This window comes from Flavobacterium sp. UBA7680, from assembly GCF_002482975.1.
In the GTDB taxonomy this organism is placed as follows: domain Bacteria; phylum Bacteroidota; class Bacteroidia; order Flavobacteriales; family Flavobacteriaceae; genus Flavobacterium.
Genome location: NZ_DLHA01000017.1, coordinates 326,707 through 349,561, shown reverse-complemented (window position 1 = coordinate 349,561; position 22,855 = coordinate 326,707). Strand labels below are relative to the sequence as shown.

Sequence of the window (22,855 nt, the reverse complement as noted above, 5' to 3'; positions counted from 1 at the left end):
AAAAAGAGTATTTTATTAAAAGAATTAATATAAAAAGTGAAATTATTTTGAGTAAATTAAAAAATAATAATTTAATTAATAAAATTAAAAGTAAAATTGACATTGAAAATAAAAGAAGTAAAAATATTCTTAAACACATCGGTTGGTCATTTTTTTATAAGATTGGAACTATTGCGGTTAGTTTTGTTTTAATACCTATAACTATTAATTATTTGGATACTGATAATTATGGTGTTTGGCTAACATTAAGTTCCTTTATTTCTTGGTTTTCATTTTTTGATATTGGATTGGGAAATGGGTTGCGTAATAAATTTACAGAAGCTAAAGCAAGTAACAATTTTGAGTTAGCCAAAGCATATGTAAGTTCAGCCTATTTTACTATTGGAGCTATTAGTCTTTTTATAGTATTCATTTTTTTTATTTTAAATCAATTTATTGATTGGACGGCAGTTTTTAATACAAGACAAAATTTAAGTGGAGACCTATCTCTTTTATTGCCAATAATATTTGCTTTTTTTGGATTACAATTGGTCTCGAAATTGATTGTAACTATTTACCAAGCTGATCAGCATCATTCTATTGATGGTAAAATTCAGTTTTTTTCTCAATTGTTATCTCTAATTGTTATTTGGTTTCTTACTAAAACTAATAAAAGCTCTTTGTTATTATTTGGGAGCTTAATTTCAGCCATTCCTGTATTTATTCTTTTAGTTTTTAATTTTATTAGTTTCAATACTACATATGTTATGTTTAGGCCACAATTTAGATTATGGAAAAAAGAATATTTAAACGGTATTTCAAGTTTAGGATTTAAGTTTTTCATACTTCAAGTCGCTTCCTTAGTTTTGTTTTCAAGTGATAATTTCATTATTATTAAATTATTTGGTCCAGAAGATGTAGTAAAGTACAATTTAGCATTCAAATATTTTTCTATTGTTACAATGGGGTACACAATTTTGCTTACACCATTTTGGTCTAGTTTTACAGAAGCTTATGTAAATAAAGATTTTATTTGGATTAGAAAAACGGTATCAACGGTTCAAAGAATTTGGATTTTGGTTCCAATTTTACTTTTAATTATGATTTTTATATCCAAATGGTTTTATAATTTTTGGATAGGAAAAAATATAGATATTCCATTGAACTTATCTTTGAGTATGGCACTTTTTGTTTTAATGATGACGTTCAATATGATTTATGTGAATTTTATAAACGGAGTTGGAAAAATAAAGTTACAGTTATATACGTCTATTATAACAATGATTATAAACATACCCTTAAGTATATTTTTTGGTAAATATTTAGGATTGGGTCCATCAGGTGTTGTTTTGGCAACCTGTTGCTCCTTAATATATGCTGTTATACTTAGGCCCTTACAATATTTTAAAATAATTAATAATACAGCAAAAGGTATTTGGAATAAATGATGAAAAAACTAATTTTTTTAAAAGCCTATTTTAGAGGCTTTATTGTATCTAAATTTAAGATACAAAATGGTAACGTACAGACAAATCTATATAAAGATTATGGAATTCTTAATCCTTCAATTGGAACTGCAAATCTTGGAGATTTGATAATTTATGATAGTGTTTATAGTAAACTAAGAAATATATACCCTGACGATTTATTTACAGATTTTCCAACACAACTCTATACCTCACATGATGCTATGAGTTCAATGAACGAACGTCATTTGTTGTTTGTCTCAGGAACAAATTTATTATCTTCAAATTTAGAAAGAATTTTTCAATGGAAAATTCATTTCGGACATAAACGACTTTTAAAAAATAAGGTCGTGCTTATGGGTTGCGGCTGGTGGCAATATCAAGGTGAAATTAATAAGTATACAGCTGACATTTATAAAACCATATTATCTAAGGATGTGCTTCACTCTGTTAGGGATGAATATACAGCAAATAAATTAAAAAGTATAGGTATTAATAATGTGGTAAATACTAGTTGTCCTACATTATGGGGTTTAAGTTCTGAAAAATGTAAGCAAATACCAACCTCTAAGGCTAATGAGGTTGTAACTACATTAACTTTTTATCATAAAAATAGTGAGCTTGATAAAACCATGTTACGCATATTGTCAGAAAATTACAGTAAGGTTTATTTATGGATTCAAGGTATGAACGATTTTCATTATTACAATGAAATTAATGAAAATTTTCACAACATTGAACTTATCTCTCCTTCAATTGAGGCATATAATGCACTACTTGAAAAAGGGAATATTGATTACATAGGAACTAGATTGCACGCAGGAGTAAGAGCATTACAAAAAAATATTAGAACCTTGATTTTGGCTGTTGATAATAGAGCCATAGAAATAAGTAAAGATGTTAATTTAAATGTAATTAAAAGAGAAAATGTTCTTGACATGATAAATTTTATAGATAATGATTATGTTACCGATATAAAGTTACCAGTACAGAATATTGATAAATGGATATCTTCTTTAAATAATTATAAATAGCATAGAAAATCTTTCTGTTAAAAGTATTTTATATAATCTAAGAAATGAAGGTTTTAATTGTAAATGCATATGATAATATGGGAGGAGCTGCAAGAGCTTCGTATAGATTACATCAATCATTATTGGAAAAGGGGGTAGAAAGTATTATGTTGGTTCAAAATAAGTTTAGTGATGATTTTACCGTAGAATCGTATACTAAATCTACTTTTCAAAATATCTGGGAAAAAATTAGAAATATTGTAGATAATTTTCTAGTTAAATTATATCGAAATAGAACTAAAACACTTTTTAGTCCTTCTTGGATAGGCTTTAATAATATAGTATCTCAAATTAATAGTATGAATCCAGATATAGTGCATTTACATTGGATTTCTAATGCAATGATAAGGATTGAAGACTTAGCTAGAATTAAAGCACCTATAATTTGGACATTACATGATAATTGGGCTTTTACAGGAGGATGTCATATTATGTGGGAATGTGAAAAGTTTAAGGAAAAATGCGGTGGTTGTCCTCGCTTAGATAGTAAACGGGATACAGATTTAAGCAGAAAAGTTTTCAATCGAAAAAAAAGAACTTACATTAAGTTACCCAATATGTTAGTGGTGGGTTTAAGTAAATGGATGACGAACTGTGTAAAAGAAAGCACTCTTCTTAAAAATCACGAAGTTGTCAATATACCTAATCCAATTGACACAAATATTTTTAAACCTTTAGATACTGAGCATGCCAGAAATTTATGGAATTTACCAACAGATAAGAAATTGGTACTTTTTGGGGCAATGAGTGCAACAAGTGATATAAATAAAGGATTTAAAGAATTGGTGGGTTCTTTAGATTTATTAAATGATGAAAATATTGAGTTCGTTATTTTTGGCAGTAGCGAGCCAAAAGAAAAACAGCCTTTTAAGTTAAAAACACATTACTTAGGTCATTTGCATGATGATGTAAGTTTAATATCTCTTTACAGTGCTGTTGATCTTATGGTTGTACCAAGTTTACAAGAAACCTTACCACAAACAGCTAGTGAAGCTATGGCATGTGGTACACCAGTTGTTGCTTTTGGTCATACAGGACTCTTGGATATTGTTGAGCATAAAAAAACAGGATATTTAGCAAAACCTTTCCAAGAGAAAGACTTAGCGACAGGAATTGAATGGGTTTTGAATTCTGATAATTATAGAGATTTATGTTTTAATGCAAGAGAAAAGATTGTTAAAGAATTTGATAGTTCTTTTATAGCCAATCGTTACATTGAATTATATAATAAAGTGAGATTAAATAAGAAATAAGACTATTAGTCTGGATTTTAATAAATATTTATTTTTTTATCAGGTTAAAAAAGGACAATGGAAGAATTAGTTTTACGTTTTGGTCTTTATTACATTTTTTTTTCATTTCTTTTATTTTTTTTATTTAAGAAATATTTGCTTTCAATATTTGACCCTTTTCTATTTACCGTTCTAATGATGGCTTCAAGCCTGAGTCTATCAACAGATTCATATTTTTTTTTCTATGTTTTCTTTTCAATTTTAGCATTTACAATCGGTTTTAGATTAATTAAATTACCTGTAAGAAGTGATATTAAGATTGAAAAGCTTGTAGATTTACAATTACTTGAAATATTTACGATACTTTTTTTTATTCTTTATGTAGTATTAAGTCTCTATTTTTTAAAACTCTCAGGTGTACCTTTATTTTCTGATAATCCAACAGAAGCAAAAATATCTAGATTTGTTGAAGGAACAGGATGGATGAGAAGAGTGTTTTTTCTAAGTAACTTTTTGCTAATTTGTATATGTCTGTTATTGATTGTTTCAAAAAAAAGATTTTTATTTTTTGTAATGTTTATCACTTATTTTTTATTGTCAATATTACAGGGATCTAAGTCGGGAGCACTTGGTATTGTAGCTGTTTTCTGGTATCTCTATCAGCAAAATAATATATGGTCTGATTCTGTTATCTATATTAAAAGACTTATCAAGTCAAAAATGAAATATTTTTTGATTGTTACAGCAGTTTTATTTCTTTCAATCGTAATCAAAGAAGCTGAAATCGAGGAGGAAGGTGGTAATCCTCTTTTTGCCATAGGATTTAGATTAATGGAATTTGGTGATGTAATGATTTACTATAAAACTCAAATAGTCAGAGATTCTTTTGCCAATTTTAATTTTATCGATTATTTCTTATATGAGTTCAATAGTATTTTTGGAATGCTTAGGCTGACAGATTATTATGAACCTATGGGCTATCAGATGGTTAAAACATATTGGAGTACTTCTTCACTATTTGATGATGTTGTTTTAGGTCCTAATACAGTTTTTTTTGTGAGGGGGCACATTTTTTTTGGATACGTTGGAGGTATTATTTATAGCTTTATAATTGGGGTCTTGGCAGCTTATTTTAGAAAAAAAATTATAGAGATTAAAATAACAAGTATTTTTAAATATGCCTTAGCAGTTTATGGTTTTTTCTTAATACCAGCCTTTTTAAAAGAATTTAATCAAGCAATAGGAACCATGTTTGATTTTGTCTTTTATTTGGGACCAATCTTTGTTCTTTCATTAATAGTCAAAGAAAGCTTTAATAAAAATAAAATAATCATAGAATCATAAGATGAAATCAAAATTAATATCTGTTATAACTGTTGTATATAACAATGTTGAACTGATTGAAGATACTATAAAAAGTGTCCTTTCATATGAAAGGGATAGTTTTGAGTATATAATAATTGACGGAGGCTCGACAGATGGTACTGTTGAAGTGATTAATAAGTATTTAGATAGGATCTCGACTTTTATTACTGAAAAAGATAAGGGTATATATGATGCTATGAATAAAGGTATTTCTCATAGTAATGGGACATTCGTTTATTTTATAAATTGTGGTGATCGTTTGTTAAATTTACCTATAAAAGAGCTATCCGATAATATTAGTAATGATATAAATTGTTTTCCAGTTGAGTTATCCAGTGGTAAAAAATTAATTCCTTCAAACGGATTTATGTTAAAACTGAAAAATACACTTCCTCATCAAGGGTGTTTTTACAAAAAATCAAAAGATTTAAAATATGATTTAGATTACAAAGTCTTTTCTGATTTTAATCTAAATCAACAGATCTATCAAAAAAAAGGAAAAATTGTTGTATTTAGTGAGCCTGTTGTTGCATTTCATGATATGGGCGGAATTTCTCATGATAAAAAATATAGTAAAGAAATTTTTAAGGTCGTGAATAATAACTTTGGTGTAAAGTATAAATTTTTTTCATGGGTTTATTTTAAGAAGAGAGGGTTAATTCATCGTTTCAAAAATATTTGAGTTGTATGTAGTTGATAAAGTCAATCCTTCGAAAATTATTGAAATACACATATAACTCTATTATTAAAGTGTTAAGCCAACTGATTTTTAATTAGAGAGGAAGTGTTTTATAAGGATAAAATTAGCTTTTCAGCTTTAAGTAAAAGTTTAAAAAAGAAGAATATGAAAATTAAATTTTTAGATGGAATAAGAGGTTATAGCGCATTAATAGTAGTAATATATCATTCTTACTTATTTACTTATTTTAATAATACTGTTTCAAAAAACGAGTTTCTTAATAATTTACTTTCAATAATAAAACTTGGATATTTATCAGTAGGTGTTTTTATTATCCTTTCAGGGTTTTGTTTAGCAATTCCAGTAGTAAACAATGACATGAACTTTAAGGGGGGGATGCAAAGATATTTTAAAAGAAGGTTCAGACGAATTATCCCACCGTATTATGTAGCTTTAATTTTAAGCATTATTGTTATTATTACATTTCCTGTTTTACAAGTTAATAGTAATACAAACTGGGATTCAAAAATTCCAATTAATTTCGAAAATATAGCTGCACATTTTCTATTAATACATAATTTAAAAACATACTGGATTTCCAAAATAAATGGTGCCCATTGGAGCGTCGCTTTAGAATGGCAAATATATTTTCTTTTTCCGATAATGCTTTTTATCTGGAAAAAAGCGAATTGGCTGATTTCATTAAGTATAACGTTTATTTTTTCTTACGGTGTAAATATCTATTTGCCTTTTACAAGACCTCAATATATAGTGCTATTTTTTTTAGGTTTACTATCGGCTTTCTATACTTTTAATAACGAACATAGATTGAAATTCAACAAATATTTTTTTTTATTTTTAATAATTCTTTTTGCAATAGCACTAGTAATAATCAAATTAAAACTAATACCTGAATTTTATTCTGAAATTATTTTAGGACTTTCAATAGCTTTTTTATTGAATCAAATAGCATTTCTTCCTGATAAAAATATTTTTATTATTTTTTTTTCCAGCAAGATTTCTGCTGAGCTAGGTAAAATATCATATAGTCTTTATTTGATTCATGGGCCAATTTTAGCTTTGGTTAACCTTTTATTACTTAAATATTTTAATATAAAATACGAAATTCAATTGTTAATAATGTGGTTCGTAATCACCCCACTTACTGTATTTTTAAGTAAGATTTTTTATGAACTGGTTGAAAGTAAATTTTTAAACAATAAAAATTAATATTTTAAAATTTAAGCAATTAGAACAAATTGATGTTATAGTTTGCCATGAATATCCATTTTAAGCTGTGATGTTGTATATTAAATGACAATTGTTAGTTACTTAACAAAAGTAAGCTAACTTGAAATTTTGAACTCAAAATAATTTTTTAAGAATGATCAGTAATTTAACAATCGTAATATGTTTATATAATAAAGATATAAATGAGTCAGCTACTTTGCAGAGTCTTTTAAACTTCAAAGATTTTAAAGATTATTCGACAATTTTTATTTGGGACAATAGCAAAGAAGTTATTAATCAGGAATCATTTATTCTTTTAAACAATCATTTTAAAAATTTAATTTATAAACATACTCCTGAAAATGTAGCTCTATCTAAAATATATAATACTGTTATTGATTCCCTTGAGGAAGATTCATATCTGATGTTATGTGATGATGATTCGGATATTCCAATGAGTTTTTTTGAGATCTTAGAGGAACAAATAAAACTTAATCCTTATCAAGATTTATTTTTGCCACAGATATATTCTAATTTGGTCTTAGTTAGCCCAGCAAAAGATTTTTTAATTAAGACTGGCCTTATAAAAAATTTAAAAGCTGGGACAATAGGTTCATCTAACATTACAGCAATAAATAGCGGAATGGTAATTTCTAATAGATTTTTTAATGAAGGATTTAGATATGATGAAAGATTACGTTTTTATGGTACGGATAATTACTTTATGAGCCAATATTCAAAATTTAGAAAAAATTTGGTAGTACTAGATGTTAAATTTGTACATAGCTTAAGTTTTAATGATTCAAGTGATATAAGTAATAAGTTGAGGATTTTTAGAGAAATAAAAAGATCTAACGCTATAATTTATTCAGATCAATTTTTTAAAAGACAAATAGTTTTATTTAACAATTTAGTTGTTGCTTGTAAGTTATGCTTAAAGCATAAAACGCTTAGATTTTTCTCCAATTAAGATATTACATTAAAGTTTAAATTATGAAAAAGGTTGTAATATCTGCAGTAAATCTTTTTGAGGGAGGGCCACTTTCAGTATTAAAAGATTGTCTTTTTGCTCTAGAAAAAAGCGATGAATTTGCCGAATATGAATTTGTTGCTCTTGTACACAAAAAAGATTTGTTTACAGAAAATCAATATAAAAAAATTAGTTTTGTAGAATTTCCAAAATCCAGAAAATCTTATTTTTATCGTCTGTATTATGAATATTTTTACTTTAAAAAATTTGCAAAGCAAAATAATATAGCTTTTTGGTTTTCTCTTCACGATATTAGCCCGACTTTAAAAAATGTTCCTCAGGCGGTATATTGTCATAATCCATCACCTTTTAATACAGTAAATTTTAAAGACATTTACATTCAGCCAATACAATTTTTCTTTAGACTTTTTTATAAATATTTATATGAAATAAATATTAAAAAAAATAAATATGTAATTGTACAGCAGTTATGGTTGAAGAACAAGTTTGTTGAAATGTTTGATTTGAAAAAAGAAAAAATTATTGTCTCATTTCCTGAAATTCCTAAAATTCCATCTGAATTTTTACATTCAGAATATAAAATGGAAAATGACAAAAAAACATTTTTCTTTCCGACTTTCCCAAGACCATTTAAAAATATTGATGTTATCTGTGAGGCATCTAAAATTCTTTCTCAAAAAAATGAAGATTTTACAGTTGTAATTACAGTTGATGGTTCCGAAAATAAGTATGCTAAATCAGTCGTTGATAATTATAAAAACATTAAAAATATCAATTTTATTGGATTAATTAAAAGAGAAGAAGTATATCGATATTATGCTAAATCTGATTGTTTAATTTTTCCATCTAAATTAGAAACCTGGGGATTACCAATAAGTGAATTTAAACAATTTAAAAAACCAATATTTGTTGCTGATTTACCATATGCGAGAGAAACAGTTGGAAACTATGATTATGTTAATTTCTTTAAAGCAGACGATGCTGCTAAATTAGCAGAACTGATGTCCGGCTTTATAAATGATAGTTTCAATTTTGATAAGACTTTGTCAATTGAGTACGAAGACCCTTTTGTTCAAAACTGGATTGAATTGTTTCAAACCTTATTAAAATAATTTATATGTTAGAAAGATACGGTTTTTTGGGCTCTTTAAAACTTGGAATTTCTTTAATCTATACAAAACTTTTCTTTAAACAAGCAAGGTTAATAAGATTGCCATTTGATATAAGAAATAAAAAATTCATAGGGATAGGGAAAAAATTTACTTCGGGAGTTGGCTGTCGAATAGAGGCTTACCCAGAGAATAACGAAAAAGTTGTTTTCATTGGAGACAATGTACAAATTAATGATTACGTTCATATTTCTGGAATGAAAGGGGTAAAGCTGGGCAATAATGTATTGATTGCAAGTAAAGTTTTTATATCTGATTTAAATCATGGAAATTATAGTGATGAAGGATTAATTGATTCTCCTGATACTCCGCCAAGCGAAAGAAAATTATATGCAAAACCTATTATTATAGAAGATAATGTTTGGCTTGGTGAATTTGTTTCTGTTTTATCTGGTGTAACAATAGGTAAGGGAAGTATTGTTGGAGCAAATTCAGTAGTATCTAAGAGTTTACCTCCATATGTAATTGCTGTTGGGACACCAGCAAGAGTCGTGAAAAAATATAATTTTGACACTAAAAAGTGGGACAAAGTATAAACGAAAAATTAAATGAGTGCAAAAATAACATGCTGTATTGTTTTATATAGAAATGATAAGAACGTTTTGCAAAAGGCAATTAATTCTTGTCTAAATACAGAATTAGATATAAAAATGTATCTAATTGATAATTCTCCAACAGATGAATTAAGTAAATTAGTTGAAGATTCACGAATTGAATATTTTCATAATCCTTCTAATCCTGGTTTTGGAGCTTCACATAATATAGCAATAAAAAAAGCAATAGATCATCATTCTGAATATCATTTTATTGTTAACCCGGATATTTATTTTACTGATGATGTAATTGGATCCATGATTGAATATATCAAAACTGATCAGACTATTGGAATGGTGATGCCGCAAATTTTGAATGAAGATGGAAGTATTCAAAACTTGCCTAAGCTTTTACCATCGCCTTTTAGTATATTATGGAGAAAAATAAAAAAACCAAATAAAGCCTATAATACTTTTATAAACAAATATGAATTAAGAGAGGTTCCTAAAGATCTGATTTATAATACTCCTATTTTGTCAGGATGTTTTACATTACTTAGTTTGAAAGCAATAAATGAAGTAGGAATGTACGATGATAATTTCTTTATGTATTTTGAAGATTGGGATTTATCGAGAAGAATTCATAAACATTATAAAACCATTTATTTTCCTAAAGTTTCTGTAGTGCATGAATATGAATCTGGCGCAAATAAGAGTAAAAGACTTTTTAAAATATTTATCAATTCTGCAATCACATATTTTAATAAATGGGGTTGGTTCTTTGATTCAGAAAGAAAAAAAATTAACAATAAGGCATTGTCTCAATTCAAGTAAATGAAAATTACAATTACTGGTGCATCAGGTTTCTTAGGAATTAATCTGCAATCATATTTTAAAGAATCTTATTTAATTCACCCAATATCTCTTAGGTATACTCCAAACCAAGATATAAAAATTGATACTGATGCAATTATCCACTTAGCGGGAAAAGCTCATGATTTAAAAAAGGTATCAAAACCTAGTGATTATTATGAAGCTAATTTTGAATTGACAAAGCAATTATTTGATTCTTTCCTTAATTCTAATGCAAGTGTTTTTATTTTTTTAAGCTCGGTAAAAGCTGTAGCAGATAAAACAGATGATATTCTCACTGAAAACATTGTAGCCAATCCAGCTACACATTATGGTATTTCTAAAAGACAAGCAGAAGAATATATATTAAGTAAAGAATTGCCTGCTGAAAAGCGAGTTTATATTTTAAGACCCTGTATGATTCATGGTCCGGGAAATAAAGGGAATCTAAATCTCCTTTATTCTTTGGTTTCAAAAGGTTATCCGTGGCCATTGGGATCTTTTGATAACCAACGTTCTTTCTTAAGTATTGAAAATTTGTGTTTCATAATAGATGAACTTTTAAAAAATAAATATATACCTGTTGGAGTTTATCAAGTAGCTGATGATAATTCATTATCAACAAATGAACTGATTCAAATGATAGGGACTAGTTTAGGAAAAAAAAGCAGGATTTTGAAAATCTCTCCTTGGGGAATAAAAAAAACTGCTAAAATAGGAGATTATCTGTTTTTACCATTAAATTCAGAAAGATTACAAAAACTAACTGAAAGTTATGTAGTTAGTAATTCAAAAATAAAAGAAGCACTGAAAAAAGATTTGCCAGTTTCAATCAAAGAAGGATTAGTAAAGACACTTAAATCTTTTGAATAAGATTATTAAACAAATTCGATTAAGATATTAAATTTATATTATGAAAATAGCTCTTATAACAGGAATCACAGGACAAGATGGTTCATACTTGGCAGAATTATTATTAGAGAAAGGTTATATGGTTCACGGTGTTAAAAGAAGAGCTTCATCTTTTAATACGCAGCGTATTGATCATATTTACCAAGATCAACATGAAACACATGTGAATTTTAAACTGCATTATGGAGATTTAACAGATTCTACAAATATTATTAGAATTATTCAGGAAGTACAGCCTGATGAGATTTATAATTTAGGAGCAATGAGTCATGTAAAGGTTTCTTTTGATTCACCAGAATATGTTGCAAATGTTGATGGTATTGGTACATTAAGAATTTTAGAAGCAGTGCGTATTTTGGGTATGGAAAAGAAAACCCGTATTTATCAGGCGTCAACATCAGAATTGTATGGAGGTTTAGCCGAGAATAAAAATGCAAAAGGATTGTATGATGAACAATCACCTTTTTATCCTCGTTCTCCTTATGGAGTAGCCAAAATTTATGGCTTCTGGATTACAAAAAATTATCGTGAAGCTTATGATATGTTTGCTTGTAACGGAATTTTGTTTAATCACGAATCGCCACGTCGAGGTGAAACTTTCGTGACGCGTAAAATTACCATGGCTACAGCTGCTATTGCTTTGGGCGAACAAGATTGCTTATACTTAGGAAATTTAGATGCACAACGTGATTGGGGTCATGCTAAGGATTATGTAGAAGCTATGTGGCGTATTTTACAGCAAGACACAGCTGAAGATTATGTAATTGCTATGGGAGAAACTACCTATGTACGGGATTTTGTTAAAATGTCATTTGCAGAAGTAGGGATAAGTATCGAATTTAGAGGAGAAGGAATAAATGAAAAAGGATATGTTTCTGCTTGCAGTAATCCTGCTTATCAAATTGAGTTAGGTAAACAGGTTATTTCTGTCGACCCACAATATTTCCGACCTACCGAGGTTGACTTACTTATTGGAGATCCTACGAAATCTAAAACCAAATTAGGATGGGTTCCTAAATATGATCTGGCAGGATTAGTGAAAGAAATGATGACATCCGATCTTGACTATGTTCAAAAAGGAAAAATGTTAAAAGAAATAAAATCGGTTAAATATTAATTTAAACAAAAGTAGAATAATTTTAATCTGGAAGGGAGAAATTTGGCATTATGAATTTAGATGATAAAATATATATAGCAGGACATCGTGGAATGGTTGGTTCTGCTATTTTAAGACAATTAAAAGCAAAAGGTTTTACCAATTTTATTTTAAAAACTTCCTCAGAACTGGATCTTAGAGACCAGCAGGCGGTAGCCGACTTTTTTAAAAATGAAAAACCCGATTATGTTTTCCTGGCAGCTGCGAAAGTTGGAGGTATAATTGCAAATAACACTTTCAAAGGGGATTTTATCTATGAAAATTTGATGATACAAAATAATGTAATACATCAATCATATTTAAATAACGTTACTAAACTGATGTTTCTTGGTTCCTCATGTATATATCCAAAATTGGCACCGCAGCCATTAAAAGAAGAATATATGCTAACTGGGGAATTAGAGCCTACAAATGAACCGTATGCTATTGCAAAAATTGCCGGAATAAAAATGTGTGATGCCTATAGAGATCAGTTTGGATGTAATTTTATATCTGTGATGCCTACAAATTTATATGGTCCTAATGATAATTATGACTTAAAAAATTCTCATGTATTACCTGCAATGCTGAGAAAATTTATTACGGCTAAACGTAATGAAGATTCTGCTGTAACAATTTGGGGAACTGGAAGCCCTAAAAGGGAATTTTTACATGCAGATGATCTTGCAGAAGCTTGTCTGTTTTTAATGGAAAATTATAACGATTCGGGATTAATGAATATAGGAGTGGGTGAAGATATTTCAATTTTAGATCTTGCAATTTTAGTTAAAAAAATTGTAGGCTTTGAAGGTGAAATTATTACAGACCCGAGTAAACCAGACGGTACTCCTCGTAAATTAATGGATGTTTCTAAATTAAGCGGTTTTGGATGGAAAGCTAAAACAACTTTAGAACAAGGGATTCAAAAAGTTTATGATGAAATTAGAGATACTAATTGGGATTAATATAAGTTCTTAAAATTATGGAATACGGAATTCTAGGAATTACATTAATGATTTTGATGTTACTTTATTTTAAAGTAGCAGATCGTTTTAATATCATCGACAAACCAAATTTAAGAAGCTCACATACAGAAATAACCTTACGAGGAGGAGGAGTTATTTTTTGGTTTTCAGCATTACTTTATTTTGTGCAGAATGTTCAAAATAATTATTTTTTCTTTACTGGATTAACTTTGGTTAGTTTGGTTAGTTTTTGGGATGATATTCAGAGTTTGTCTAACAAAATCCGAATTTCAATTCATTTTCTTTCTATTACCTTAATTTTTTATGACTTAGAATTATTTAATTTAGTTCCAATCTGGGGCGTTGTAATTGCTTATATTTTGGCAATTGGCCTCATTAATGCATACAATTTCATGGATGGAATTAATGGTATTACAGGGCTTTACACTTTAGTTATAATGGGATCATTATTATATGTAAATACTAAGATTCAACTTTTTATTAGTGGTACTTTTATAAAATATGCAATTATTGCAAGTTTAGTTTTTTTGTTTTTTAACTATAGAAAAAAAGCTAAGTGTTTTGCAGGTGATGTTGGAAGTATTGCAATAGCTTTTTGGATTATTTATTTAGTTTTAAAATTAATTTTAATTACAAACAGTCTTATTTGGTTTTTATTTTTAGCTGTTTACGGCATTGATGCTGTATGTACAATCCTTCATCGTTTATATTTAAAACAAAATATATTTGAAGCACACCGCTTACATCTATATCAAGTATTGAGTAACGAATATAAAATACAGCATAGATTAGTGTCTTTGTATTATGCGATTGTACAGACTGGAATTTCATTTTTAGTTATATTTCTGTATCAAAAAGTTCAAGATCTAATTCTTTTTGTAATTGTAATTGTTCCATTACTATTAATATATTCATTAAAGTTTTATCTATTAAGAAAAAACAACTTAAGATTAAGTTTATGATGCCTAAAATAATTCAAGGCGGGAATTTCTCAGATCATCGAGGAACTATTTCATATGTTAATGATTTTAGTTTTCAAGATATAGAGAGATTTTACATAATAAGTAATTCTCAAGAAAATCCAATTCGGGCTTGGCAAGGTCATAAATTAGATTCTAAAAATTTTTACTGTTTAAAAGGATCATTTAAAATTCATTTCGTAAAAGTTGATGATTGGGATAATCCTTCAAAAGATTTACTTATTGAAACAATATTTGTTTCAGAATCTGAGAGTAAAATAGTTCATATTCCAGCTGGTTATGCAAATGCAATTGAGTCTATACAAGAAAACTCAAAATTAATTTCATTTTCGACTTTACCATTAACAAAAGTTAAAGAAGATGATGTTCGTTTTCCTTTTGATTATTGGAACATAAATGGATAGTAAAAGAATTTTTTTGTCATTATCGGAACAAAGCGGTTTCGAACAGGAATATATTCAAAGAGCACTAGAGTCTAATTGGATTACTTCGGGAGGCCCAAATGTTGATGACTTTGAAGTTAAGATTCAAGAATATTTTAATGAAAAAGTATTTGTAACAGCTTTGAATTCTGGAACATCTGCAATACATTTAGCGTTAATCATGCTAGGGGTAGAAGCTGGAGACGAAGTTATTTGCCAAACACTTACATTTTCGGCATCAGCAAATCCTATTCTGTATCAGAATGCTATTCCAGTGTTTGTCGATAGTGAACCAGAAACTTGGAATATGTGTCCAGAAAATCTGGAAATTGCTATAATAAACAGAATAAAAAAAGGTAAAAAACCTAAGGCAATTATTGCAGTTCATCTGTATGGAATACCTTACAAAGTGGATGAAATTCATGCAGTTGCAGATCGGTACGAAATTCCTGTAATTGAAGATAGTGCCGAAGCATTAGGAAGTAAGTACAAAGGTAAAGAATGTGGAGCTTTTGGGAATTTTGGAATTTTATCTTTTAATGGGAATAAAATAATTACAACATCAAGCGGAGGAGCCTTAATTTGTAATTCATTAAATTTAAAAGAAAAAGCTATTTTTTATGCTACACAGGCAAGAGATAAAGCAGTTCATTATCAGCATAGCAAGATAGGTTATAATTATCGGATGAGTAATGTTTGTGCAGGGATAGGCCTTGGTCAAATAAAAATTCTAGAGTTAAACATCGAAAAGAGAAGGAAAAATCATTTTTTTTATAAAGATATTTTTTGTGATATAGAAGATGTAGAGCTTTTTGAAATTTCAAATGAGAATTTTTATTCAAATTACTGGCTGAACACAGTTTTAATAAAACAAAATTCTAAGAATAATATAAATAGAGAAGCTTTAAGGGTAGCACTCGAAACACAAAATATAGAAAGTCGACCAATTTGGAAACCGATGCACTTACAGCCAGTTTTTCAAGAATTTCCTTATTATGGAGAAAAAGTTGCCGAAGAATTATTTGTAAACGGACTTTGTCTGCCTTCGGGATCAAGCCTTACAGATGAAGATAAAAACAGAATTAAAAAAGTAATTAGATCTTTTTTTAATTGCTAAAAAATAAGAATTATTTTAATATGAAAATTGAAGAAACATTTATTAAAGATTTACTTATAGTTGAACCAACAGTTTTTGGAGATGAAAGAGGTTATTTTTTTGAGTCTTATAGTAAAACGAAATTTGAGACTCTTGGTGTTGAAATCGATTTTGTTCAGGACAATCAATCTTTTTCAAAATATGGAACTCTAAGGGGATTACATTATCAAAACCCCCCATTTGCTCAAACAAAACTAGTACGTGTTTTAGAAGGTGAAATCATTGATGTCGCTGTAGATTTAAGAAAAGATTCTCCAACTTATGGTAAATCATTTAGTATTTTGTTATCTGCAGAAAATAAAAAGCAATTGCTGGTTCCACAAGGTTTTGCGCATGGATTTTCAGTTATTAGTGAAACGGCCTCTGTAATGTACAAATGTGATCAATTTTATAATAAACCTTCTGAAGGAGGGATTAAATTTGATGATCCATCATTAAATATTGATTGGGGGCTGGACTTAAATGATGCTATTGTTTCTGAAAAAGATCAAATACTTCCTTTTATTGAAAACTGTAATAGCTTATTTTAATGAAAAAAATATTAGTAACAGGATCAAGTGGACAGTTAGGATCTGAAATAGCGGTCTTGTCTGAAAGTTATCCAAAATATGAGTGGATTTTTGCCGATAGAACAAAAATTACTTTGAATGATTTAGATATACTTCAGATACAATTAAAGGACATTCAGCCAGATATAATATTGAACTGCGGCGCATATACAGCTGTTGATAAAGCAGAAACTGAAAAAGAATTGGCTTTTAGGGTCAATCATTTAGCAATAGAATTAATTGCTAGGTACACTGCAGAAAATGACGTGAGTTTAATTCATGTTTCAACAGATTATGTTTTTGATGGGACTTCTTCTATTGCTTTAAGCGAGGATTCGGAAACAAATCCGATAAATGTATATGGGGAAAGTAAACTAGCTGGAGAGATTGCTTGTTTAAAAGAAAATCCTAATTCAATTATAATAAGAACTTCTTGGGTTTACAGTAAATTCGGAAATAATTTCGTTAAAACAATGCAGAGACTAATGCAGGAAAGAGATGAAATTAATGTTGTGAACGATCAAATAGGTTCACCAACTTACGCAACTGATTTGGCTATTGCTATGATTGATATCATAGAATCTTCAAAATGGATTCCGGGAATTTATAATTTTTCAAACGAAGGCGAAATAAGCTGGTATGAATTTGCATTAGCAATAAAAGTATTGGGTGATTACAAATGTAATGTTGGTGGAATTCCCACTTCAGCTTACCCAACACCTGCAAAGCGTCCAAAATTCTCACTATTAAATAAAGAAAAAATAAAGTCAATTTATAATTTGGATGTGCCTGATTATAGAGATAGTTTAAAAAAGATGTTTGTATAAACTAATTTTAAGATTTATTGAAAATCTTTAAAATTTAAAAAAGATACTATGAAAGGAATAATTTTAGCAGGAGGTTCGGGTACACGTTTACACCCTCTTACGCTTGCAATGAGCAAGCAAATGATGCCGGTTTATGATAAACCAATGATTTATTATCCATTGTCCACATTAATGATGTCAGGAATTAATGAAATATTGATCATATCAACTCCGCATGATTTGCCAAACTTTAAAAAATTATTAGGTGATGGTTCAAGTTTAGGATGCAAATTTAGCTATGCTGAACAAGCAATACCAAATGGTTTGGCACAGGCTTTTGTTATTGGCGAAGAGTTTATAGGTAATGATGATGTGGCCCTGATTTTAGGTGATAATATATTTTTTGGGTCTAATATGCAGGAATTATTAAAATCTAATGTAAAACCAGAAGGCGGAGTTGTTTTTGCTTATCATGTTTCAGACCCGGAACGTTATGGTGTAGTTGAGTTTGATGAAAATCTAAATGCAATTAGTATTGAAGAAAAACCGGAAATTCCAAAATCAAATTTCGCAGTTCCAGGTTTGTATTTTTATGATAATTCAGTAGTAGAAATTGCTAAAAATATTAAACCAAGTGCACGAGGAGAATATGAAATTACCGATGTTAATAAAGTATATTTAGAAAGAAAAACATTGAAAGTAGGCATATTAAGTCGCGGTACAGCTTGGCTGGATACTGGAACTTTTAATAGCTTGATGCAGGCAGGCCAATTTGTACAGGTTCTTGAAGAAAGACAAGGTTTAAAGGTTGGATGTATCGAGGAAGTAGCATGGAGACAAGGATTTATTAATAATGAACAATTAGAGGATCTAGCTTTACCTTTAGTGAAATCTGGATATGGATCTTATTTAATAGAATTTTTAAAACAAAAGAAAAAAGGTTCTAAAGTTTAATTTTAACTAATAAATAAAATTTTAAACCTTTAATTTGTATTTTTGTAAGCCATACAAAGTGTGCAGAATTAAACTAAACAAAATTGGATACAGATAAACCAACCAAAATAGCATCCTTATTGTATAACTCTTTTTCACCAAGAAATTTGAGAGCAAATATTAATAACCTTAGTTATTTACCAAGGTGGATTATTGTTGCCATAGATGTTATGGTGCTTCTTTTTTCATTTACATTTACCTATATGTTGTTTGAAGGTACAGCGTTAGGATATATTATTGTCTCACATGATTTTTACTTTGTATCCAGTTTAATAATAGTAAATGTTTTTTTCTTTTGGCTTTTTAGAACATATTCAGGAATTATTAGACATTCATCCTATATTGATGCTATAAAATTGTTGTTTTCTCAAATGTCAGTATTGGTGTTTTTTTTGTTTATAAATCTTGTTTATGAATTATATACAGGAGAAAAAGCATTCTTAAATACGGCATTATTTATCAATTTAGTGCTGTCCTTCTGTGGTTTGTTTTTATACCGTGTAATTGTAAAACAAACATTTGAACTGTATTTTTCAGAAAAAACAAATTCAAAACTTATAAGAACCGTTATTTATGGAACTGATGCAAATGCTATTTCTGTTGCAAATGCATTAAAATTTGAAACTCCATCTAGATTTAAAATTGTTGGTTTTGTAGATAAAAATAATCAAAATGCATCGAAGAGAATGTTAGATCTTCCTATTTTGATTTTAAGAAAAAAACTTCCTGCTTTAATGCGCTCTGTTGCTGCAGAAGGAGTTATTATTGCTGATAAAAGTTTGTCAAAAGACGAACAATTAATTATAGTTGATCAATGTCTTGAATTCAATTACAGAGTTTATACAGTTCCTTTAATTTCAGATTGGGAAAACCAAAAAGAGATTTCTCAAAAAGTAAAAAATATTCAGATTGAAGATTTATTAGAAAGAAAACCTATAGTTTTAGACAGTAAGTCCATTTCTAAACAATTAAAAGATAAAACCATTCTTATTACTGGAGCTGCTGGGTCAATTGGTAGTGAGATAGTAAGACAGGTTCTTGGATTTAATCCAAAAACGGTTATTATTTTAGATCACGCAGAAACTCCTTTACATAATCTTTGCTTAGAAACATTAAGCATGGATACAACTGCAAAAATTGTGGCAGTTATTACAGATGTAAAAAGTAAAAAAGCATTAGAAAAAGTATTTAAAAATTATAATCCGCATGTTGTTTTTCATGCTGCTGCTTATAAGCATGTTCCTTTAATGGAAGAAAATCCATCGCAAGCCATTTTAACAAATATTAAAGGAACCAAAAATTTAGCGGATTTGGCATGTAAATATCATGTCAAAAAATTCGTGATGGTTTCGACCGATAAAGCTGTGAATCCGAGTAATGTTATGGGAGCCAGCAAGCGAATTGCAGAGAAATATGTCCAGTCTTTGTTTTTGAAAAATCAAAAAGAAAATATACCTGGAGTAACTAAGTTTATTACAACACGTTTTGGGAATGTTTTAGGATCTAACGGTTCTGTTGTTCCGTTGTTTACTAAACAAATCGCAGAAGGGGGGCCGGTAACAATAACTCATCAAGATATTATTCGATATTTTATGACCATTCCAGAAGCTTGTCAGCTAGTTTTAGAAGCCGGGGCAATGGGTAATGGAGGTGAAATTTATATTTTTGATATGGGTAAACCAGTAAGAATAATAGATTTGGCTAAAAAAATGATTAAACTTGCAGGATTTATTCCGGATAAGGAAATCAAAATAAAAATAGTTGGATTACGACCTGGTGAGAAATTATATGAAGAATTATTAAACGATACTTCTAAAACATTACCTACCTATCATAATAAAATTATGATTGCACAGGAAATACAAGATGAATATGAAAATCTGCATACAGATATTGATGAGCTAATCGGAATTGCTGATTTTTATGATAATGAAGATATAGTGGCAAAAATGAAAAAAATTGTTCCTGAATTTAAAAGTATGAATTCTGCTTTTGAAGTTCTTGATAAATAATTCTGACAAATTCAATAGATATATTAAAAAGGTGTTTTTTTAAAACGCCTTTTTCCTTTTTAAATAAATAATAAAAGGCTAAAAATCTTGTTAAATCAAGGGTTGAAGAACTCTTATATGTATTATTAAAAATTGATTATATAGAATATAAAATGAATAATAATTCTAATGACTGGCTGTTCGAAATAACACCAAAAAATAAGTTCTTTTCACTAAACTTTAAAGAAGTATGGCAATACAGAGATTTATTATTTCTTTTTGTTAAACGAGATGTAATTACAGTATACAAACAAACTGTATTAGGACCACTGTGGTATTTAATTCAACCACTATTTACTTCAATAACATTCACCATAATATTTAATAATGTTGCTGGTATTAATACCGGTTCTGTTCCTCCATTCTTGTTTAATTTGGCAGGTATTACTGTCTGGAATTATTTCACAGCTTGTTTAAATGGAACTTCGGATACATTTAAAGCCAACGCAGGTATATTTGGAAAAGTTTATTTTCCAAGAATAATTACACCTCTTTCTGTTGTAATTTCAAACTTGATTAAGTTAGGAATTCAACTTGTAATTTTTATTGCCTTTTATATTTTTTACTATTTTAAGGGATCGGATTTAAGTCTAAACAGTTCATTGTTGCTTTTTCCTTTATTGATTGCTATTATGGGAATTTTAGGGCTTGGATTAGGAATGTTGATTTCTTCTATGGTGACTAAATACCGCGATTTTAGTTATTTGGTAGCGTTTGGAATACAATTGCTTATGTATTTATCTGCAGTAATGTATCCAATGGAACTTATTAAAGCAAAATTACCTGCTTACGGATGGATCGTAGAATATAATCCACTTGCGTATATCATTGAATCCTCACGTTACATGTTATTAAATGTTGGAGAAATTTCCGTAATAGGATTAGGATATACCGTAACCATTACAATTGCCATATTTTTTCTAGGCCTTTTAATTTTTAACAAGACAGAAAAAAGTTTTATTGATACAGTTTAGGATTAAAAATCTATAAGATTTTATTTTAGGTAATTAACGATTAAAGATTATAATTGGAAAAAGATATTATTTTAAAAGCCGAAAATATTTCTAAGCAATATCGTTTAGGAGAAGTAGGAACAGGTACATTAAATCACGATTTAAATAAATGGTGGCACCAAATTCGTGGTAAAGAAAATCCATACTTAAAAATAGGCGATACTAATGATCGTTCTACAAAAGGAACTTCAGAATACGTATGGGCATTACATGATATTAATTTTGAGGTTGAACGAGGTGAGGTTTTAGGAATTATAGGTAAAAATGGAGCAGGAAAATCTACTTTATTAAAAATACTTTCAAAAGTAACAGCACCAACAACCGGAAGCATAAAATCGCGAGGAAGAATTGCCTCCTTATTAGAGGTTGGTACAGGCTTTCATGGAGAAATGACGGGTCGTGAGAATATCTTCTTAAACGGTGCGATTCTGGGAATGACAAAAAAAGAGATTGCATCTAAACTGGATGAAATTATAGAATTCTCTGGCTGCGAGCGTTATATTGATACTCCTGTAAAAAGATACAGTAGTGGTATGACTGTTCGTCTTGCATTTGCAGTAGCTGCTTTTCTGGAACCGGAAATTTTGGTTATCGATGAGGTTTTAGCAGTTGGGGATGCAGAGTTTCAGAAAAAAGCAATTGGTAAAATGCAAGATATTTCTAGAGGTGAGGGGCGAACAGTTTTGTTTGTGAGTCATAATATGGCTGCAGTTAAAAGTTTGTGTACAAAGGGTTTGGTCCTTATTAATGGAAAAGTAGCAATGGTTGGCAGTACAGAACAAGCGGTGAATTATTATCTAAGTCAGGATTCAGAGTCAATGAACATGAGAAACTTTTCTTCAGAATACGATAAACCAGAATTTACACTTCACGAAATAAGTTTAAATGCATTTGGCAAATCATCTGAGGACCCATTAGATGAATATCAAAAAATAGAGCTAAATACGATGCTTACTTTAAAAGATAGTTCAAAAAACTTGCATTTAACTTTAGTATTAAATAATGATGCTGGTGAACCTCTTTTTACTTTTTCACATATTAATAATGATTTAAAATTAAGAAATGGTTTAAATAAAATTAAATGTGTTTTTCCCGAAGGATTTTTAAATATAGGTACTTATTACCTATCTCTTTTTATAATAGAAAATGGAAAAAGTGCTTTATTTATTGAAAAAGACATTATGTCATTTATTATTCAGGAAGGAGAAAGACCAATTGGCGCTTGGATGGGAAGAGAACCGGGATTTATAAAACCAAGATTTGAATGGTCAATAGATAATTAAT

Annotated in this window: 22 protein-coding genes; all 22 read left to right on the top strand. The window is 28.9% G+C overall.

Annotated elements, in window-relative coordinates; translation table 11 throughout:
• The first annotated feature begins 47 nt into the window (after positions 1 to 47).
• The 22 genes from B3C18_RS04120 (at position 48) to B3C18_RS04015 (ending at position 22,854) form a co-directional block, all read left to right on the top strand.
• Positions 48 to 1,427: a lipopolysaccharide biosynthesis protein gene (locus tag B3C18_RS04120; RefSeq protein WP_291142807.1), complete on the top strand. Its 1,380-nt coding sequence runs from the start codon at positions 48 to 50 to the stop codon at positions 1,425 to 1,427.
• A complete protein-coding gene (locus tag B3C18_RS04115; protein ID WP_291142804.1) occupies positions 1,424 to 2,479 on the top strand; it encodes a polysaccharide pyruvyl transferase family protein in 1,056 nt (351 codons plus the stop codon). Before B3C18_RS04120 ends, B3C18_RS04115 begins: the two co-directional genes overlap by 4 nt.
• A gap of 44 nt (positions 2,480 to 2,523) precedes the next feature.
• Positions 2,524 to 3,771 carry a glycosyltransferase family 4 protein gene (locus B3C18_RS04110; protein WP_291142800.1) on the top strand — a complete coding sequence of 416 codons (1,248 nt, stop codon included), beginning with the start codon at positions 2,524 to 2,526 and terminating at the stop codon, positions 3,769 to 3,771.
• A gap of 57 nt (positions 3,772 to 3,828) precedes the next feature.
• Entirely contained in the window at positions 3,829 to 5,094 is a 1,266-nt protein-coding gene (locus B3C18_RS04105) for an O-antigen polymerase (RefSeq protein ID WP_291142797.1), read from the top strand.
• Position 5,095: 1 nt separating this feature from the next.
• Positions 5,096 to 5,797 (top strand): glycosyltransferase family 2 protein, encoded by a 702-nt coding sequence (locus tag B3C18_RS04100; protein ID WP_291142795.1) that lies wholly within the window; start codon positions 5,096 to 5,098, stop codon positions 5,795 to 5,797.
• Positions 5,798 to 5,959: 162 nt separating this feature from the next.
• Positions 5,960 to 7,024, top strand: coding sequence for an acyltransferase family protein (locus tag B3C18_RS04095; RefSeq protein ID WP_291142792.1), 1,065 nt, complete (start codon positions 5,960 to 5,962; stop codon positions 7,022 to 7,024).
• Positions 7,025 to 7,178: 154 nt separating this feature from the next.
• Positions 7,179 to 7,994, top strand: coding sequence for a glycosyltransferase (locus B3C18_RS04090; protein ID WP_291142788.1), 816 nt, complete (start codon positions 7,179 to 7,181; stop codon positions 7,992 to 7,994).
• A gap of 23 nt (positions 7,995 to 8,017) precedes the next feature.
• A complete protein-coding gene (locus B3C18_RS04085; RefSeq protein WP_291142785.1) occupies positions 8,018 to 9,127 on the top strand; it encodes a glycosyltransferase in 1,110 nt (369 codons plus the stop codon).
• A gap of 5 nt (positions 9,128 to 9,132) precedes the next feature.
• Positions 9,133 to 9,720 (top strand): DapH/DapD/GlmU-related protein, encoded by a 588-nt coding sequence (locus B3C18_RS04080; RefSeq protein WP_291142782.1) that lies wholly within the window; start codon positions 9,133 to 9,135, stop codon positions 9,718 to 9,720.
• Between the two features lie 12 nt (positions 9,721 to 9,732).
• On the top strand, positions 9,733 to 10,551 hold the full coding sequence (locus B3C18_RS04075; protein WP_291142780.1) for a glycosyltransferase family 2 protein: 819 nt from the start codon (positions 9,733 to 9,735) through the stop codon (positions 10,549 to 10,551).
• Positions 10,552 to 11,442 (top strand): NAD-dependent epimerase/dehydratase family protein, encoded by an 891-nt coding sequence (locus tag B3C18_RS04070; RefSeq protein WP_291142777.1) that lies wholly within the window; start codon positions 10,552 to 10,554, stop codon positions 11,440 to 11,442. It abuts the gene before it with no gap.
• Between the two features lie 40 nt (positions 11,443 to 11,482).
• Positions 11,483 to 12,598, top strand: a complete 1,116-nt coding sequence (gene gmd, locus B3C18_RS04065; RefSeq protein WP_291142774.1) for a GDP-mannose 4,6-dehydratase — start codon at positions 11,483 to 11,485, stop codon at positions 12,596 to 12,598.
• A 50-nt stretch (positions 12,599 to 12,648) separates the two neighbouring features.
• Complete coding sequence (locus B3C18_RS04060; protein ID WP_291142772.1) at positions 12,649 to 13,581, top strand: GDP-L-fucose synthase family protein; 933 nt, start codon at positions 12,649 to 12,651, stop codon at positions 13,579 to 13,581.
• Positions 13,582 to 13,598: 17 nt separating this feature from the next.
• Positions 13,599 to 14,564 carry an MraY family glycosyltransferase gene (locus B3C18_RS04055; protein ID WP_291142769.1) on the top strand — a complete coding sequence of 322 codons (966 nt, stop codon included), beginning with the start codon at positions 13,599 to 13,601 and terminating at the stop codon, positions 14,562 to 14,564.
• Complete coding sequence (locus tag B3C18_RS04050; protein WP_291142765.1) at positions 14,561 to 14,986, top strand: WxcM-like domain-containing protein; 426 nt, start codon at positions 14,561 to 14,563, stop codon at positions 14,984 to 14,986. The genes B3C18_RS04055 and B3C18_RS04050 overlap by 4 nt, the downstream gene beginning before the upstream one ends.
• On the top strand, positions 14,979 to 16,121 hold the full coding sequence (locus tag B3C18_RS04045; protein WP_291142762.1) for a DegT/DnrJ/EryC1/StrS family aminotransferase: 1,143 nt from the start codon (positions 14,979 to 14,981) through the stop codon (positions 16,119 to 16,121). Before B3C18_RS04050 ends, B3C18_RS04045 begins: the two co-directional genes overlap by 8 nt.
• 20 nt (positions 16,122 to 16,141) lie before the next feature.
• On the top strand, positions 16,142 to 16,690 hold the full coding sequence (rfbC, locus tag B3C18_RS04040) for a dTDP-4-dehydrorhamnose 3,5-epimerase (protein ID WP_291142759.1): 549 nt from the start codon (positions 16,142 to 16,144) through the stop codon (positions 16,688 to 16,690).
• Positions 16,690 to 17,535, top strand: a complete 846-nt coding sequence (gene rfbD, locus B3C18_RS04035) for a dTDP-4-dehydrorhamnose reductase (RefSeq protein ID WP_291142756.1) — start codon at positions 16,690 to 16,692, stop codon at positions 17,533 to 17,535. The genes rfbC and rfbD overlap by 1 nt, the downstream gene beginning before the upstream one ends.
• 48 nt (positions 17,536 to 17,583) lie before the next feature.
• On the top strand, positions 17,584 to 18,468 hold the full coding sequence (rfbA, locus tag B3C18_RS04030; protein ID WP_291142753.1) for a glucose-1-phosphate thymidylyltransferase RfbA: 885 nt from the start codon (positions 17,584 to 17,586) through the stop codon (positions 18,466 to 18,468).
• An 83-nt stretch (positions 18,469 to 18,551) separates the two neighbouring features.
• Complete coding sequence (locus B3C18_RS04025) at positions 18,552 to 20,519, top strand: polysaccharide biosynthesis protein (RefSeq protein WP_291142750.1); 1,968 nt, start codon at positions 18,552 to 18,554, stop codon at positions 20,517 to 20,519.
• 152 nt (positions 20,520 to 20,671) lie between these two features.
• Positions 20,672 to 21,532: an ABC transporter permease gene (locus tag B3C18_RS04020; RefSeq protein ID WP_291142747.1), complete on the top strand. Its 861-nt coding sequence runs from the start codon at positions 20,672 to 20,674 to the stop codon at positions 21,530 to 21,532.
• A 53-nt stretch (positions 21,533 to 21,585) separates the two neighbouring features.
• On the top strand, positions 21,586 to 22,854 hold the full coding sequence (locus B3C18_RS04015) for an ABC transporter ATP-binding protein (RefSeq protein ID WP_056200706.1): 1,269 nt from the start codon (positions 21,586 to 21,588) through the stop codon (positions 22,852 to 22,854).
• Position 22,855: the final 1 nt, after the last annotated feature.